Source organism: Corynebacterium sp. LaCa_70 (assembly GCF_058182015.1).
In genome coordinates this window covers 1019146-1033453 of the sequence record NZ_CP190914.1, presented here as the reverse complement: position 1 = coordinate 1033453, position 14308 = coordinate 1019146, and the positions used below count along the sequence as shown (strand labels likewise).

At 57.2% G+C, this 14308-nt stretch carries 12 protein-coding genes and 2 tRNA genes; 3 read left to right on the top strand and 11 right to left on the bottom strand.

What is annotated here, in order from left to right; translation table 11 throughout:
* Window positions 1-89 precede the first annotated feature (89 nt).
* The 4 genes from ACP8MI_RS04685 to gltX form a co-directional block, all read right to left on the bottom strand.
* The gene (locus ACP8MI_RS04685; RefSeq protein WP_018120068.1) at window positions 90-398 is read right to left on the bottom strand and encodes a hypothetical protein; all 309 of its coding nucleotides are present in this window, start codon (window positions 396-398) and stop codon (window positions 90-92) included.
* Window positions 399-468: 70 nt separating this feature from the next.
* Window positions 469-541: transfer RNA gene (locus ACP8MI_RS04680), tRNA-Glu, on the bottom strand.
* 33 nt (window positions 542-574) lie between these two features.
* Window positions 575-646, bottom strand: a tRNA-Gln gene (locus ACP8MI_RS04675).
* A gap of 153 nt (window positions 647-799) precedes the next feature.
* Entirely contained in the window at window positions 800-2305 is a 1506-nt protein-coding gene (gene gltX / locus ACP8MI_RS04670; RefSeq protein WP_018120067.1) for a glutamate--tRNA ligase, read from the bottom strand.
* A gap of 49 nt (window positions 2306-2354) precedes the next feature.
* Here gltX and ACP8MI_RS04665 point away from each other — a divergent pair, with 49 nt between their 5' ends.
* Window positions 2355-3452 (top strand): isochorismate synthase, encoded by a 1098-nt coding sequence (locus ACP8MI_RS04665; protein WP_026167790.1) that lies wholly within the window; start codon window positions 2355-2357, stop codon window positions 3450-3452.
* 4 nt (window positions 3453-3456) lie between these two features.
* On the opposite strand, the gene ACP8MI_RS04660 is transcribed toward ACP8MI_RS04665, so the two are convergent.
* The 6 genes from ACP8MI_RS04660 to ACP8MI_RS04635 are packed head-to-tail and all read right to left on the bottom strand — an operon-like array spanning window position 3457 to window position 10531.
* Window positions 3457-4251, bottom strand: coding sequence for a fumarylacetoacetate hydrolase family protein (locus ACP8MI_RS04660; RefSeq protein WP_026167789.1), 795 nt, complete (start codon window positions 4249-4251; stop codon window positions 3457-3459).
* A 19-nt stretch (window positions 4252-4270) separates the two neighbouring features.
* On the bottom strand, window positions 4271-4927 hold the full coding sequence (locus ACP8MI_RS04655; protein ID WP_490290725.1) for an exonuclease domain-containing protein: 657 nt from the start codon (window positions 4925-4927) through the stop codon (window positions 4271-4273).
* A gap of 22 nt (window positions 4928-4949) precedes the next feature.
* A complete protein-coding gene (locus ACP8MI_RS04650) occupies window positions 4950-6815 on the bottom strand; it encodes a DUF294 nucleotidyltransferase-like domain-containing protein (RefSeq protein WP_284607473.1) in 1866 nt (621 codons plus the stop codon).
* Between the two features lie 50 nt (window positions 6816-6865).
* Entirely contained in the window at window positions 6866-8536 is a 1671-nt protein-coding gene (locus ACP8MI_RS04645; RefSeq protein ID WP_236588360.1) for a cell wall-binding repeat-containing protein, read from the bottom strand.
* 10 nt (window positions 8537-8546) lie between these two features.
* Window positions 8547-9566, bottom strand: a complete 1020-nt coding sequence (locus ACP8MI_RS04640; protein ID WP_018120061.1) for a 3-isopropylmalate dehydrogenase — start codon at window positions 9564-9566, stop codon at window positions 8547-8549.
* A gap of 47 nt (window positions 9567-9613) precedes the next feature.
* A complete protein-coding gene (locus tag ACP8MI_RS04635) occupies window positions 9614-10531 on the bottom strand; it encodes a hypothetical protein (RefSeq protein WP_018120060.1) in 918 nt (305 codons plus the stop codon).
* A gap of 108 nt (window positions 10532-10639) precedes the next feature.
* Here ACP8MI_RS04635 and ACP8MI_RS04630 point away from each other — a divergent pair, with 108 nt between their 5' ends.
* Both ACP8MI_RS04630 and ACP8MI_RS04625 read left to right on the top strand, forming a co-directional pair.
* Window positions 10640-11365, top strand: a complete 726-nt coding sequence (locus ACP8MI_RS04630) for a 6-carboxyhexanoate--CoA ligase (protein WP_026167786.1) — start codon at window positions 10640-10642, stop codon at window positions 11363-11365.
* Window positions 11362-12579, top strand: a complete 1218-nt coding sequence (locus tag ACP8MI_RS04625; RefSeq protein WP_018120058.1) for an aminotransferase class I/II-fold pyridoxal phosphate-dependent enzyme — start codon at window positions 11362-11364, stop codon at window positions 12577-12579. Before ACP8MI_RS04630 ends, ACP8MI_RS04625 begins: the two co-directional genes overlap by 4 nt.
* Window positions 12580-12581: 2 nt before the next feature.
* Here ACP8MI_RS04625 and serA read toward each other — a convergent pair whose 3' ends face one another.
* Window positions 12582-14162 (bottom strand): phosphoglycerate dehydrogenase, encoded by a 1581-nt coding sequence (serA, locus tag ACP8MI_RS04620; RefSeq protein WP_018120057.1) that lies wholly within the window; start codon window positions 14160-14162, stop codon window positions 12582-12584.
* Between the last annotated feature and the right edge of the window lie 146 nt (window positions 14163-14308).

Sequence of the window (14308 nt, the reverse complement as noted above, 5' to 3'; positions counted from 1 at the left end):
CCAGAATCACTCTAGCCACATATATGCATCGTTAATTTAGCAGCAAACGTTTCATTCTGCGCCGTTTTTGCAGGACCAATCCACTACTTCTAGTTTTTGGGCTTGCGCTTCTTCTCCTTCGGCTTCCGCCCGAACAGAAAGAATGCAAGCGGACCCACGACGTCCGCTAACCAGGTGACTACAAACCAGACTTTCCGATTACCCCGCAACCGTTTTTCTGGCGTGTGGTACACATGGTGCCACGTAAACGCCTTTTCGAAAACAACATAACCCACCAGGCCGAGCACCAAGCGCTTAGCCTGGGGGCTCAGACTATTCCAATCCTTGGCCTCTCCGAGCTCGTCACTGAGCTCCAAATACCTCGCCCAAAACTTCTGCAGTTTTTCTTTATTACCCATAGGTTCCAAGCTTAGATGGCATAGAGCAAACGCGCAGGAGATCCGTAAGAATCATCCTGCGCGCTATTTGTACCCCGTACGGGATTCGAACCCGTGTTACCGGCGTGAGAGGCCGGCGTCCTAGGCCTCTAGACGAACGGGGCTAGAACTAGTGAAACCATTCAGCAGTCTCACTGCTGGCCTACCAGGACTCGAACCTAGAACGACGGTACCAGAAACCGCTGTGTTGCCAATTACACCATAGGCCATTGCCGCAAAACTTACGGAGGAAAATGATCAATACTGATCGTATTTTGTTTTCTTCCGTGTCGCTCTGTGCAACGGTTATATACTATAACCACCACTCTGATATTCCACCAAATCAGCAGCGCAACTACAGTTTTTACGACTTTTTCGGCGGCTTAACCACGCCCTGCGTCCTGCTCCCACGGGGTGTGGGCGCGTGCAGCGCGTAGCCGCGTCAACGTCGATTCGCGCCCCAGCAGCTCCATGGATTCGAACAGCGGAGGCGATACCGCAGCACCGGAGATGCCCACACGCAGTGCGCCGTAAGCCTTACGTGGTTTCAGTCCAAGGTCTTCGATGAGCGCCTTGGACAACACCGCTTCCAGCTTCTCAGTTTTCCACTCTTCAGCTTCCACGGCCTCAAGCGCAGCAATGGCCTCATCCAACGGCTGGATGGCTTCCTCTTTCAGGTTCTTACGCGCCGATTTCTCATCCAGCTGCAGATCAGCATCGGCGGTAACCAAGAACTTCAGTAGGTCGTAGGCATCAGAAAGCACCTTGATGCGGGTTTGCACCAAATCAGCAGCGATAGCGAATTTGTCTTCTGGGTAATCTGCCGGGAAATCCGTAAATTCGCTCAGGAAAGCCCGCAAACGCCGGGTGAATTCCGCAGTATCTAGGCGGCGGATCTGATCGGCGTTGATGGCTTCGAGCTTCTTCTGGTCGAAGCGTGCCGGATTTCCCAGCACATCCTGAACGTCGAAAGCCGCGATCAACTCATCAACGCTGAAGATATCCTGCTCACTGGACAAAGACCATCCCAGCAAAGCCAGATAGTTCAACATGCCTTCTGGGATGATGCCGTTGCTGCGGTGGTTGAACAGGTCCGACTGTGGATCACGCTTCGACAGCTTCTTGTTACCCTCACCCATCACGAACGGCAGGTGGCCGAATTCCGGGGTAGCTTCGGCCACGCCAATGCGCTGCAGCGCGCCGTACAGCGCCAACTGCCGCGGTGTAGACGAAAGCAGATCTTCACCACGCAGCACGTGGGTAATACCCATCAGCGCATCGTCGACAGGATTAACCAAGGTATAGAGGGGCTCGCCATTGGAACGGGCGACGACGAAATCCGGCTGCGTCGCAGCTTTGAATTCCACCTCGCCGCGCACCAGGTCGGTCCAGGCCCAATCCTGATCCGGCATGCGCAAACGCCACACTGGCTTACGGCCTTCCGCCTCAAACTGGGCAATCTGATCCTCAGTCAAGTCGCGGTCAAAGTTGTCGTATCCCAGCTTCGGGTCACGCCCAGCGGCGCGGTGGCGCTCTTCTACCTCATCGGCAGTCGAATAAGCCGGATACACCTCGCCGGCAGCAATCAGCTTGTTCAACACCTCTGCATAGATGTCCTTGCGCTGTGACTGCCGGTATGGTTCATGCGGGCCGCCGACGTTGATACCTTCATCCCAGGCCAGGCCTAACCAATCCAGGCCGTCGATAATGGCCTGGTAGGATTCTTCCGAATCGCGCTTGGCGTCGGTATCTTCAATGCGGAAAATCAGTTTGCCACCGGTGTGCCGGGCGTAGGCCCAGTTGAACAGGGCCGTGCGCACCAGTCCGACGTGCGGAGTTCCGGTGGGCGAAGGGCAAAATCGTACGCGTACATCACTCATAGCAGCCATGGTAGCCCAGTTATCGCACCGCATTGTAGGGGCGGTATTATCGACAGTTATGCAATCGTCCCGCCCTGCCACCGCACCGGATTTTTTGCTCTCTCGAGCACACGGATCTGTGCGTACCCAAGGTTGTGTGGACACCTACACCGACATTGATCGGGCCATCAAGGCGCTTGCCGACGGCGAGCACGAGATGATCGTCGGCGCCTTGCCCTTTAATCCCAATGACCGTGCTGCACTCACGGTGCCGGAATCCATCATTCGGGAAGACGGCCCACTGGAACCACCCGCCTATTATCGCCAGGGTGAGTTGCGCGCGCGGATCAGCTCGGTGGATCCGGAACCACAGGAGCACCTGCGCCGGGTGGAAGCCGCCATCGACACGATCATCTCGTCGCGTTTAGAAAAAGTCGTGCTCGCCCGCGCAGTCGATTTCGAATTTCTTGCCGACGTCGACCCCCGGTTAGTTGCTGCCCGATTGATTGATAATTCTGCGCACCGCGACGGTTTCATCGCTGACCTCTCTCCTGCTGGACGCGAAGGCCACATGCTGGTGGGGTCATCACCAGAGGTGTTGGTGAAACGCCAGGGCTCTACTGTCAGCGCCATCCCCATGGCCGGATCTGCTGCACGTTCGGCAGACCCTGTGGCAGACGAAAATGCGCGATTTCAGCTGCAAAATTCTGCAAAAGACCTGCACGAACACGCCTTTGTGGTGGATCACCTGCGTGCGGCGCTATCCCCACTGTGCGAACAGCTGAGCATTCCGACGAAGCCACAGTTGATCAAAACCACTGAGATGTGGCACCTGGCGACCCCAATTAGCGGGCAGCTGAAACAGCCGCAGTTAAGCGCGCTGGAGCTTGCCGCGCGTATCCACCCCACCCCCGCAATTTGCGGCACCCCAACCGCAGCGGCCGATCATTTGATCCACACCGCGGAATCTGCCCGCGGGTTTTATGCCGGTGCGGTTGGCTGGTGCGATAACACCGGCGACGGTGAGTATTTGGTGGCCATCCGCTGCGCGGAAATCTGGGGCCGCCAGGGACGTACCTGGGCCGGTGGCGGCATCGTGGCCGATTCCGACCCCGAGCAAGAATTGGCAGAAACCACAGCGAAGTTGCAAACCATTCTGCGTTCGCTGGGGTTATAAAAAATTAGGCACGCTCTACTGGGTTACCCAACTTGCCCAAACCTGGGATTTCAATTTCGATGAAATCACCCGGCACCATTTCCTCCGTGCCAGCTGGAGAACCAGTACACACAACGTCGCCAGGAAGCAGCGTCATCGACGCGGTAATCTTTTCCAAAATCTGGCCAACAGTATTGATCATCTGTCCGGTAGAAGAATCCTGCTTGATATTAGTCTCGCCGTCGTGGGTGAGATAAGCCTTGATCGGATGATCCGATAGATCGAATTTATCGACATCTGTCTCAATCCATGGGCCCAGCGGAGCGAAGGTATCAATACCCTTCGCACGCGCCCATTGACCATCGGAAAACTGCAGGTCACGCGAGGAAACATCGTTGATGATGGTAAAGCCCAACGTGACGTCTTTCCACTGCTCGGCCTTCAGGTTTTTGCACGGGCGAGAGATCACCAACGCTAGCTCGCCTTCGAATTCCACGCGGGTGGCAAAATCCGGAATCTTAATCGGGGCACCCGGGCCGGTAATCGCTGTTGGAGGCTTCAAAAACAGTGTCGGAGGCAGCGATTCTGCAGATTCTTTGAACACCTCCGCAACATGGTCTGCATAATTGCGTCCGAGCGCCACAATTTTCGATGGCAGCATCGGAGCCAAGAGTTTTACGTCATCCAACTTCCATTCCTTGCCAGTAAATTCCGGCTCAGTGAATGGGGTGGAAGAAATTTCGCGGGCAACCAGCTCATCATCACCTTCGATGACGACAAAAGCCATACCCTCTGGGTGAGCAATTCGTCCAAAACGCATGCTTTCTACTGTACAAGGCCTATTCCTTAATATCTTTTAAGGTGCGCACACTGCTCACCGAGGTAATCGCGAGATACGCCTCTGCGCAGGCCAACGCGTCGTTTAAAGCATTGTGGCTGGTGTAATACGGTAAGTGATAACGCTCACGAACCCGTGGTAAACGCAGATCCTCCCCGCGCGGGTAGGTTGCCATGCACTCCATGTGGCGCCGCTCGAGGCTAAACGTGTCGACGACCGCGAGATCCGGGACCGCGCCGTCGTAAAGTTGCCGACAATGTTTGTGCACAAAGCCCGTCTCTAACGCGGCAAAATGTGCCAACAGCACACGGCCCCGCAGTGCCTGCAACAGCTGCTCGATCGTTTCTTCCGCCGAGACACCCGTGGCGACCTCATCGTCGGTAAGCCCGTGGATAGTGGCAGACTCGCCGACCTCTGCCCCAGCGACCACCACATAACCCGCACCCGATAAATCGATGCTGCGACCATTGAGCGGAACCCAGCCGATCGAGAGCATCGCATCCCGGGCAGGCTTAATCCCGGTGGTTTCCATATCTACCGCGAGTATCGGCAGCTCATCCAACGCGGTATCATCCGCAGGCGCAGCAATATCGAAGGTTTTTTGGCCCCACAGGCCCCCGGAGATGGCAGAAATAGCAGAACGAAAACTCACAAGCACCACCTATTGTTTCGCTTATTGTTTAAGAAATACTGCGCAGAGGATATTTATTCCCCAGCGCGGATTGCATACGCTTGATCACCCGGAAAGAATCTCGGAGATGCTCGCGATCCATTTTCGAGAGCCGCTTCGGATCCACGTGATAATCCGGCTGCTCACCATGACGAAGCTGCCGCGCCTGATGGCGCAAGGTCAGCGTGCGCAGGAAATAGAAAGCGTCGGCAAGATCGCGCGCCCCCTCTCTGGACACACCAGAACCAGCCGCGTGTTCTAGCCGCGTTGCAGTATCGACGGCATCAACCCCGGACGCGATGGCATAGAGCCGGGCCATCTGCACGATGCTGTACGTGCCGCCGGTTTTAATATTCAGCGTGCGCGCATACTCCCCGGAACGTTCCACCACCAAGCCTTTGAAAAACGTCAGCGGGGGCTCACGACGCGCAGCTAGGCTTGCCAGATGCGCATGCAAACGTGTGGACTCGCCACCCATGCGCACCGCTGTGCGGTGGACGGCGTCGGCAAGCGCACTATCGCCATAGATCGGGCGGAAATCGAAAAAGGTCTGCGCATGCAGCAAAGCATCGGCATCGGGTGCAGTAATCCAGGTGTGGAAGGTATCTTCCCAACCGCGGGCTGTCTGGCGCCACTGCGGATTCGTCGCCATCATATCGCCCGGGCACCACTCCTGTCCGGCCTCGGCGAGACCCTCGCACACCCAGCGCGCCAACGTCGCAAAGTATTCACCATGTACGTCTGGGTCATAGTCATTAGACAACACCATCGCGTTGTCTTGATCCGAGGACAGCCCCATCTCGCGACGGCCTTGCGATCCCAAAACCACAAAGGCAAACGGAACCGGCGCCGGGCCCAATTCCTTTTCTGCCAGCTCCAACAGCCTGCGGGCGATGGCATCTGCGGCGATGGTCATCATCTGCGCGGCTTCCGCAAAATCGCCACTGCGATCCAAGAAGCGCGCGATGACTGCGCACGCATCCCGATAAGCATCACGTAACTCCGCGCGGGAGCTACGTCGGGAAAAATCGGCGGTCAAGTAAATCGGGTTCACGCGGAGCAAGCGCGCAATATCCGCACCCGCGACTACACCAACCACCTTGTCTGCTTCCAGTACCGGCAAATGGTGAATATTCAACTCCGCCATGATCAGCATCGCCTCAAAAGCGAGAGTCTCCGGAGTAACGGTGCGCAGGTCCCGCGTCATCACGTCACTGACCGGCAACGACGTGTCCAGCGATTGCGCAACCACACGGCCGGTCATATCGCGGTCAGTAACAATTCCGCACAGCGCACCGTTATCCGTAATCAACAACGACGAGACTACTTGCTCACGCATTTGCCTCGCTGCCGCGGCAATGCTGGTATCCGGCGTGGTGGCCTGTGGGTTCACGATCATGACATCGCGCAAAGGGGTGCGCAACACACCCGTGGCAGCGTCGTCGGCAAGCTCCTGGGCCGCACTGCGGATCTGCCGGGTTTGCAAAGAGTAAAAACGCTCAATATCGGGGTGCTCAGCAATCGCGTGTTGGAAATCTGCGCGCGATAGCTCCAACACCAGGCTGTCTTCTACCGCCACGGTGGTATAGCGTGATTCAGCAACACCCGGATTAGCCACCAGTGTTGAATAGCCAAAGCTCAAGCCCGGCTCACGGCGGTCCAACAGCCCGCCGTCGGAATCCAACACATCCACGGCTCCAGAACGAATGACATGCAAGGTGTCATTGCGTTGGCCCGAGGTAATGATCGTGGTGCCACGCCGGATATAGCGCATGGTCATAGACGCAGAAATAGCCGCCAGATCAGCTGGCGGCAAATGCGAAAATGGCTCATGCCCAGCCAAAAAGCCGGTGACTTCCTCTACTTCAACGCTCATGCTCCCAGACTACTGGAGTGAAGCGTCAAAGTAGCGTGTTTCACACAGACTTACTGGTAAGACACAAACCACGGACGAGGGTTGATCTCGTAGGTCTGCTCAGGGGTGAAAGTCGGGGTATCTTCATCAATGAAATTCTTCCAGGCCATGTACCAACCGTCGGAAAGATCATTGCGGACCATGTCCCAGGTAGCGAACTTCTCTTCCGGAGGGCCGTGGCCATCTGCATGCAGCACGAAGCCCAGCTCTGGGTGGTTGGTGTTTACCGCTTCACGGTTGCGGATCATTTGGTGCTGGAACTGGTGCACCATCAGGCCTTTCTGCGGCAAGTTGTTCTCGCGCACCAACTCTGCCAACCAATCAGCAACCTCATTGATCTCTGCCGCATCAACGTGCCCCACCTGCTGCAGTGGCTCTTCATTAGGCCCCAGCTTCCATTCCGGATCCAATGCGAGGCCGACATAAGGCTGTTTCAACAGCTCTTCGTAATGCTTCGCCTGCTCCAACAAGCTTTCGCGGCCCGGCTGCAAGTCCAAGAACGCATAACCGCCATCCGCAACCGCAGCATCAATATAAGGCTGCAGCTCCGCCTCATCGGTGTAGTTGGTGTACAAGCCGTGTGGGCCTGGCTGGGCAGCTGCGATCGTGGCGATGATCTCGAAGGCAGGGATCACAGGCTGGTCATCCAAGTGCTGATATTGGTCGGCCAGATCGTGCGCATGCCGGATGGCTTCTTCTGGCGGCATCTCCCCCATCACGCCCAAAGCCGGGCCAGCCGGGTGGCCGTACAGAGCAATCATGCGACGGCCCGGGAACACCAGCCCGCCGCCGCCAGGAAGCTCACCGTTTTCGGCCAAATCCACCGTGCGGTCAACATAATCCTGGTCTCCGAATGCCGCGCCCAAGGTGATGATGTCGCCGTTGAGTGCGGCTTCCATGGATTCCGGGGTTGCGCGGATATCCGGCGCATCCAAGACTGTCACTTCGTTGCCCGCGGCCACAACCGATGCCACAGAAGCCAGTGCGGTCTGTTCGCTGACATAAATCGGCGTGGCCTCTTTGGCGGAATTTTTCGGAAGCTTTCCGTTGCTTTCCAAGTGCTCCAGCAGCCCAGCGATCTTTGGGCCGTCGTAGGCCCATGGCATCGGTGCGGTATGCTCCCCGGGCTGCGCAGGGGCATGTGCCTCTACACTATCCGACCACTCTGACCACTCGTGGCCGGTGGGAGCGACCGGGTTACCGACGGTGATGATGTTGTCGATATCATGCGACTCAAAAAACTCCACCACGTCCATCTCAAACTCAGCGATGGTGGCAATCATCGGCGCAGATTCTTCTACTGCAACCGTGGCCGCGGTGCGCTGTGCACCTTCTTCCTCTGCGGCGACGACAATCGTGGAAAAATCATCGTAGAAATCATCAATGGTGACATCACCAGTGCGGTTGCCATCCGATAATGCGGTGGCTACTGGTGGTCCAGATCCTTTGTCACCACCTGTGCCGTCACCCGCCACGTCCTGCTCATGCGCAGAACTGAGCGGCGAGGAATCCTCCTCAGCGTCCGCACACGCTACCAACGCGCACGCCATCACAGCCGCAGTACTCAGCCCGGCTGCCTTCTTTGCACGAGAAGGCGTCGAGCGTGGCGTCGTCGTCGGAGCGGCGGCGCCGAGTACCGAACGTGACAGATGTGCTTTCGAAAGCGTTGAGCGAGGATTCATGCTTACTATCCTATGCATTCACCGCTGCGGCGATGCGGTCACCCACCTCGGTGGTCGAAATAGCCTGGTTACCACGAGAACTAATATCCGCGGCCACAGCTTGTTCCACCTTGCTGGCGTTATCTTCGTCACCGAGATGTCGCAGCAGCAACGCCACCGACAAAATCGCCGCCGTCGGATCAGCTACACCCTGGCCTGCAATATCAGGTGCAGAACCATGCACCGGCTCAAACATCGACGGGTTGGTACCCGAGGCATCAATATTGCCAGAGGCTGCCAGCCCAATACCTCCGGTGACTGCGCCAGCCAGGTCGGTCAAGATATCGCCAAACAGGTTATCAGTGACGATGACGTCGTAACGCGCAGGATCAGTCACCATGTAGATGGTGGCAGCATCAATGTGGTGATAATCGACGGTGACATCCGGGAATTCCTGGCTGACTTCTTGTACCGTGCGCATCCACAAACCACCAGCATTGACCAGCACATTCGTCTTGTGCACCAGGGTAAGATGTTTACGGCGATTATTGGCGCGTTCGAAAGCATCGCGGACAACGCGCTCGACGCCATACCGGGTGTTTTGCGAAACCTCGCTGGCCACCTCGTGCGGAGTTCCCTCACGCAGCACCCCACCATTTCCGCAATATAGCCCCTCAGTACCTTCGCGAACCACCACGAAATCGATCTCGCCCGGATTAGCCAGCGGAGTCGTCGATGTCGGGTACAGCTTCGACGGGCGCAGGTTCACGTGATGATCCAAAGCAAACCGTAGCTTCAGCAGCAATGCGCGTTCCAATACTCCGGAGGCCACCTTGCGGGGATCTCCGATCGCGCCGAGCAAAATCGCGTCGTGCTCGCGCAAGGCAGCAAGATCCTCATCGGTCAGCGTATCGCCGGTTTCCAGGTAGCGGTCTGCGCCCAGGTGAAAATGGGTGACATCGACGTCGTCACGCACGGCTTGCAGCACCTTTAAGGCTTCTGCGGTCACTTCCGGGCCGATGCCGTCGCCAGCAATAACAGCGAGTCTCATACAGTGGTATCCTTTCTCAAAAATGCGGTTTTCTCTTAGCGTACCCGCTAGATAATTAGCTTTTGCCACTGCCCGACATCCGGGAACTTCCGTTCACCATCCAACCAGCGACGAAAGACATCGGTAGCCGTCGGTAAGTCCAATCCCCCGATGCCAAAATGCAGCTCCGCGGCGCCGTTGCGCACTTCAATCCAGAAGCCTTCTTCAGCCATGATATTGCCCTGCGTGCCCACCGAACCCGAGGTAGCAGAATAAAAACTCTGGATATAATGCTGGGTATCCCACTGCGAGTGCGACTTGCCACTTGCTGCAGCTTCCTGCGTGGACTCATCGGCGGGTTGCTGATTTCCGGCGTGCGCGGTGTGCGCAGGCTTGCGATCGATGATTTTCACATAATCCGTGCGTGAATACGCGGTATCAGTCTGCTGCCGCTGAATCGCCGCCAGTACATCTTTCATCCCTGAAGGAGAAGACCACCCCAACGTGTACTGCGCCGTGGTCATGGGGTAACGAACCAGGTCATCGCCATAGGCCAAAATCGTATCGCGGTCTATATCCACCAGTCCCAGTCCCTTCGGGATCACCGCTTGAAAGATGCTGGTCATCGCGGTCGGTTCCTGCTCCGGGGCAAGCGCTACCAATGCGAGACCCGGTTGCAGGGCGGTCACTGTGGGTGCTGGTGTAATATCACCGAGCTTGCCGACGACCACCTGCAGGGAATCATTGAGCTGGCCGAGCCCTGCATCTGCAGCAGAGATAGCCGCTGGTGGGATGTCGACAGCGCGCACCTCCTCCGGACGCAGGACGGTGGGATCAAAAATCGCGAGCACTCGCGCGTTCACACTTGCACTACTACCAACACCATTGCGCACGTCTTTATCGCGCACGTCTCCAGCACCCACGTCGTCACGCGTGCCCTTGTTAGGTTCGCCGGTTGTTTGATCCTCGTTACGTGCTTCAACCATAGCCCCAGCCTAATAGCAGGCACCACTACACACCCTTGAACACTGTTTAATGCAGTTCACGGCCCTAAAACGCGGGCAACACGCGTCGTGATGGTTTAAAATACACCCATGCCGGAGACCATGTATTCCATCAAAATGCGAGCCAGCCGCGCCGGGGCCCATATTTCCGGGGCAGAACGCATCGTGCCTGCCCGCTTCGTCGGCCAGGTCAGCGAGAACTTGCACGCCCGCGCACTGGGTCACCCGAAAGGGATCCCAGATTCCATCGTGGTCACCACCACGGCACTTGCGGCAGACGACATTATCTATCTGCCAGAACTCACCGTAACCGAATTACTGTGTGCCACCCCCAGCCAGGCCAGCGAGCTAGTGACGGATTTGCTCGCAGAGATCACCCCGCATAGCGATACCATCTGGAATTATTTGGAAACCGTGACCGGAATGCGCGGGGCCATGCTGGTCGATGCCGAAACCGGGCACCGTGTGGAACCGGATATGCACCGCGGGGTGCGCGCCAGCACGATGGATCACCGCAGTTCGTTAGACCTCGACGCCAGAGCCCAACCTGGCAATAAAAATTATGTCCACGAGGCGCGCGTGCTCGCCGCAAAGGTTGCCTCGTGCCCGCACGTGGTGGCAGAAATCTGTATTTCGGACGACCCGGACTACACCACCGGCTATGCCTGCGTGCAAGGTCGGTATCACCGCATCCCGCATATGAAAGCCGCAGGCACCAACCAAGGAACCCGCGTGATCGTTATTGACCGCTCCGACGAGCACGCACTCACCGAAATTTCAGAGTACTTGGAAAACCAAGCGGTGATCGTCGGATGAAGCTCAACGACCTCGCCACCCAGCGGCTAGAAAGCTGGAAGCAGCAAGGGTTGTTACGCACCCCCGTGGAATTTGCTGGTCCGCAGGACCGACGAGCGCGACTACACGGGCACTCCGACAAACGTATCTTGTTGTCGTCGTCGAATTACCTTGGCCTAGCCACCCACCCAGAAGTCATTGCTGCAGCCCGATCTGCGCTAGAAACCTTCGGTGCCGGCTCGGGTGGTTCCCGCTTGACGACGGGTTCTACCACCTGGCACCGCCGAGTAGAAGAAGATCTCGCTGCGTTTGTGGACTTTGACGACGCCGTGCTGTTTGCCACCGGCTATCAAGCCAATATCTCCGTATTACAGACACTAGCCACACCGGATCTACAGATCTTTTCTGATTCTTTAAATCACGCCAGTCTGATCGACGGTATCCGCCTAGCCGGGGCCTCCGGCGCGCAGAAAAGCATCTACCCGCACCTGGACTACGCCGCACTTGAACAACAACTAACGAAATCCACTAGTCCACACAAACTAGTGGTCAGCGACGGAGTATTTTCCATGGACGGTGACATCGCGGATCTCGCTGTGCTGCGTGAGATCTGCGATCGCCACGGTGCATGGCTCATGATCGATGATGCGCACGGCATCGGTACCGTCGGCAAGCATGGAATCGGTGCCATCGAGGTACACGCCACGCGCCCCGATATCCTGATTGTCACCGCGAGCAAGGCGCTCGGCGCAGAAGGCGGCTTCGCCGCGTGTTCAGCACCGGTGGCACACATGCTACGCAATCAGGCGCGCGGCTATGTGTATTCCACCGCGTGTAGCGCACCCAATTGTGCTGCCATCTCCGCAGCGTTACGCATCATTCAGCAGCCACTGACAGACCACCACCCGGTGGTGCGCCTGCAACAACGAGTCGCTGCACTGCGCACGATCGCCGGCACCCGGAGTAACGGTAGTGACAGTGTCTCCGCGGACTCCCCGATTATTCCACTGCCCGTCGGCGCGGAATCTGCCGCGATGGAGTTGGCAGCAGCCCTAGCCCAGCGCGGCTTTCATGTCCCTGCTATTCGCTATCCCACCGTGGCACGCGGGCAAGCCATCTTGCGTGCTACCGCGATGGCCACGCTCGAACTCGACGATATTGCCGAGTTCGGTACAACGCTCAAAAACCTTGGATGGCGCCGCAGAGATGCCGCAAAGACTAAGCCTAAAAACTAACTTTAGAAAACCAGCTGGAACGATTCTGCAGACAGCTTGTCTGCAATCGTCTTCTCCAGCTCCGCCGGTACTTCCGCTTCCACACGCAGAATCAGAATTGCGCCATCGCCCTTAGCTGCCTGCGTCAAAGCAGCAGCCTCAATGTTGATGCCGGCGCTGCCCAGCTCGGTACCAACAATTCCCAAGGCACCAGGCACGTCGGTGTATTGGAAGAACAGGTTGCGTCCCTCCGCACGCATGTCGACGCCCCGGCCGTCGATGCGCACGATCTTTTCGATACGTTCCGTACCGGTCAGCGCACCAACTACGGTGGCCGACTCGCCATTGGAGTTGACGACTTTCACCTGGAGCGACGAACGGTGATATGCGGACTCAGTCTGGCTATCCACGTTGATCTGCAGACCGCGTTGCTCAGCAACCTGCGGTGCATTCACGAAGGTAATGGCCTCATCGGTGACGCCGCTAAACAGACCGCGGACAGCCGACAGACCTAGAACATCAAGTTTTTCGGTCGACAGCTCACCACAACCGGTAACCTCCAATGACACTGGCGCGCCATCGAGCAAGCGCGAAGCAGCAACACCCAGCTTGCGCGACAACTCGAGCCACAGTGCGACTTCTTCATCGACACGTCCACCAGAAACGTTGACAGCATCGGCAACGAATTCACCACGCAGGGCCTTCAACACAGACGCAGCAACGTCAGTGCCTGCACGATCCTGCGCTTCCACGGTGGACGCACCCAAGTGCGGCGAAACGACGGTTTCTGGCAAGTCAAACAGCGGCGAATCAGTGCATGGTTCAGATTCGTAAACATCGAAACCAGCACCACGGTGGTGGCCGGATTTGATGGATTCGGCCAACGCAGCTTCATCAACCAAGCCACCACGAGCCGCGTTGATGATGATCTGCCCCTTTTTCGCCTTCGCCAACAGCTCAGCATTAAACATGCCGGCGGTTTCTTTAGTCTTTGGCAGGTGGATAGTCACGAAATCAGACCGCGACATCAACTCATCCAAGCCCACCAATTCCACACCGAGTTGCGCAGCGCGCGCCGGGTTTGCGTATGGGTCATAGGCAATGATTTCGGTTTCGAATGCGGCCAAGCGCTGGGCGAATAGCTGGCCGATGTGGCCAAAGCCGACGATACCGATGGTTTTATTGAAAATTTCGACGCCCTTGAACGAAGAGCGCTTCCATTCGCCATCGCGCAGAGTTTTATCAGCAGCAGGAATCTGACGGGCAGTGGCCATCAGGAGTGCAATCGCTTGCTCACAAGCCGAATGGATGTTCGAGGTTGGAGCGTTTGTCACCATCACACCGCGCTCGGTGGCAGCGTCGATATCGACGTTATCCAAGCCCACGCCCGCGCGGCCGACGATGCTGAGGTTTGGTGCAGCCTCGAGGACTTCCTTGTCCACGGTTGTTGCCGAACGCACGAGCAGTGCATTGGCTTCACCCACAGCAGCCAGTAGCTCTTTTCGATTTGGCCCGTCGACCCAACGCACCTCGACGGCATCGCCCAAGGCGTCAACCGTGGACTGGGCTAGCTTATCTGCAATTAAAACCACCGGCTTGGTCACTGAAATACTCTCCTGCAAAAGATGTTGGGTTGAATAGAGTTGCTATGAACTTGGGATGTGGTTTGGATTATACAACCCGGTAGGCTCGATGCTACGAGCTCTACCGGGATTAAAATTCGCGGATTGGTGGCCGCACAGCGCCCGTT

Excerpts from the sequence above, each read along its gene's own strand:
- ACP8MI_RS04685 (WP_018120068.1), bottom strand. The coding sequence starts at position 398 with ATGGGTAATAAAGAAAAACTGCAGAAGTTTTGGGCGAGGTATTTGGAG.
- gltX (WP_018120067.1), bottom strand. The coding sequence starts at position 2,305 with ATGGCTGCTATGAGTGATGTACGCGTACGATTTTGCCCTTCGCCCACC.
- ACP8MI_RS04665 (WP_026167790.1), top strand. The coding sequence starts at position 2,355 with ATGCAATCGTCCCGCCCTGCCACCGCACCGGATTTTTTGCTCTCTCGA.
- ACP8MI_RS04660 (WP_026167789.1), bottom strand. The coding sequence starts at position 4,251 with ATGCGTTTTGGACGAATTGCTCACCCAGAGGGTATGGCTTTTGTCGTC.
- ACP8MI_RS04650 (WP_284607473.1), bottom strand. The coding sequence starts at position 6,815 with ATGAGCGTTGAAGTAGAGGAAGTCACCGGCTTTTTGGCTGGGCATGAG.
- ACP8MI_RS04645 (WP_236588360.1), bottom strand. The coding sequence starts at position 8,536 with ATGAATCCTCGCTCAACGCTTTCGAAAGCACATCTGTCACGTTCGGTA.
- ACP8MI_RS04640 (WP_018120061.1), bottom strand. The coding sequence starts at position 9,566 with ATGAGACTCGCTGTTATTGCTGGCGACGGCATCGGCCCGGAAGTGACC.
- ACP8MI_RS04635 (WP_018120060.1), bottom strand. The coding sequence starts at position 10,531 with ATGGTTGAAGCACGTAACGAGGATCAAACAACCGGCGAACCTAACAAG.
- ACP8MI_RS04630 (WP_026167786.1), top strand. The coding sequence starts at position 10,640 with ATGCCGGAGACCATGTATTCCATCAAAATGCGAGCCAGCCGCGCCGGG.
- ACP8MI_RS04625 (WP_018120058.1), top strand. The coding sequence starts at position 11,362 with ATGAAGCTCAACGACCTCGCCACCCAGCGGCTAGAAAGCTGGAAGCAG.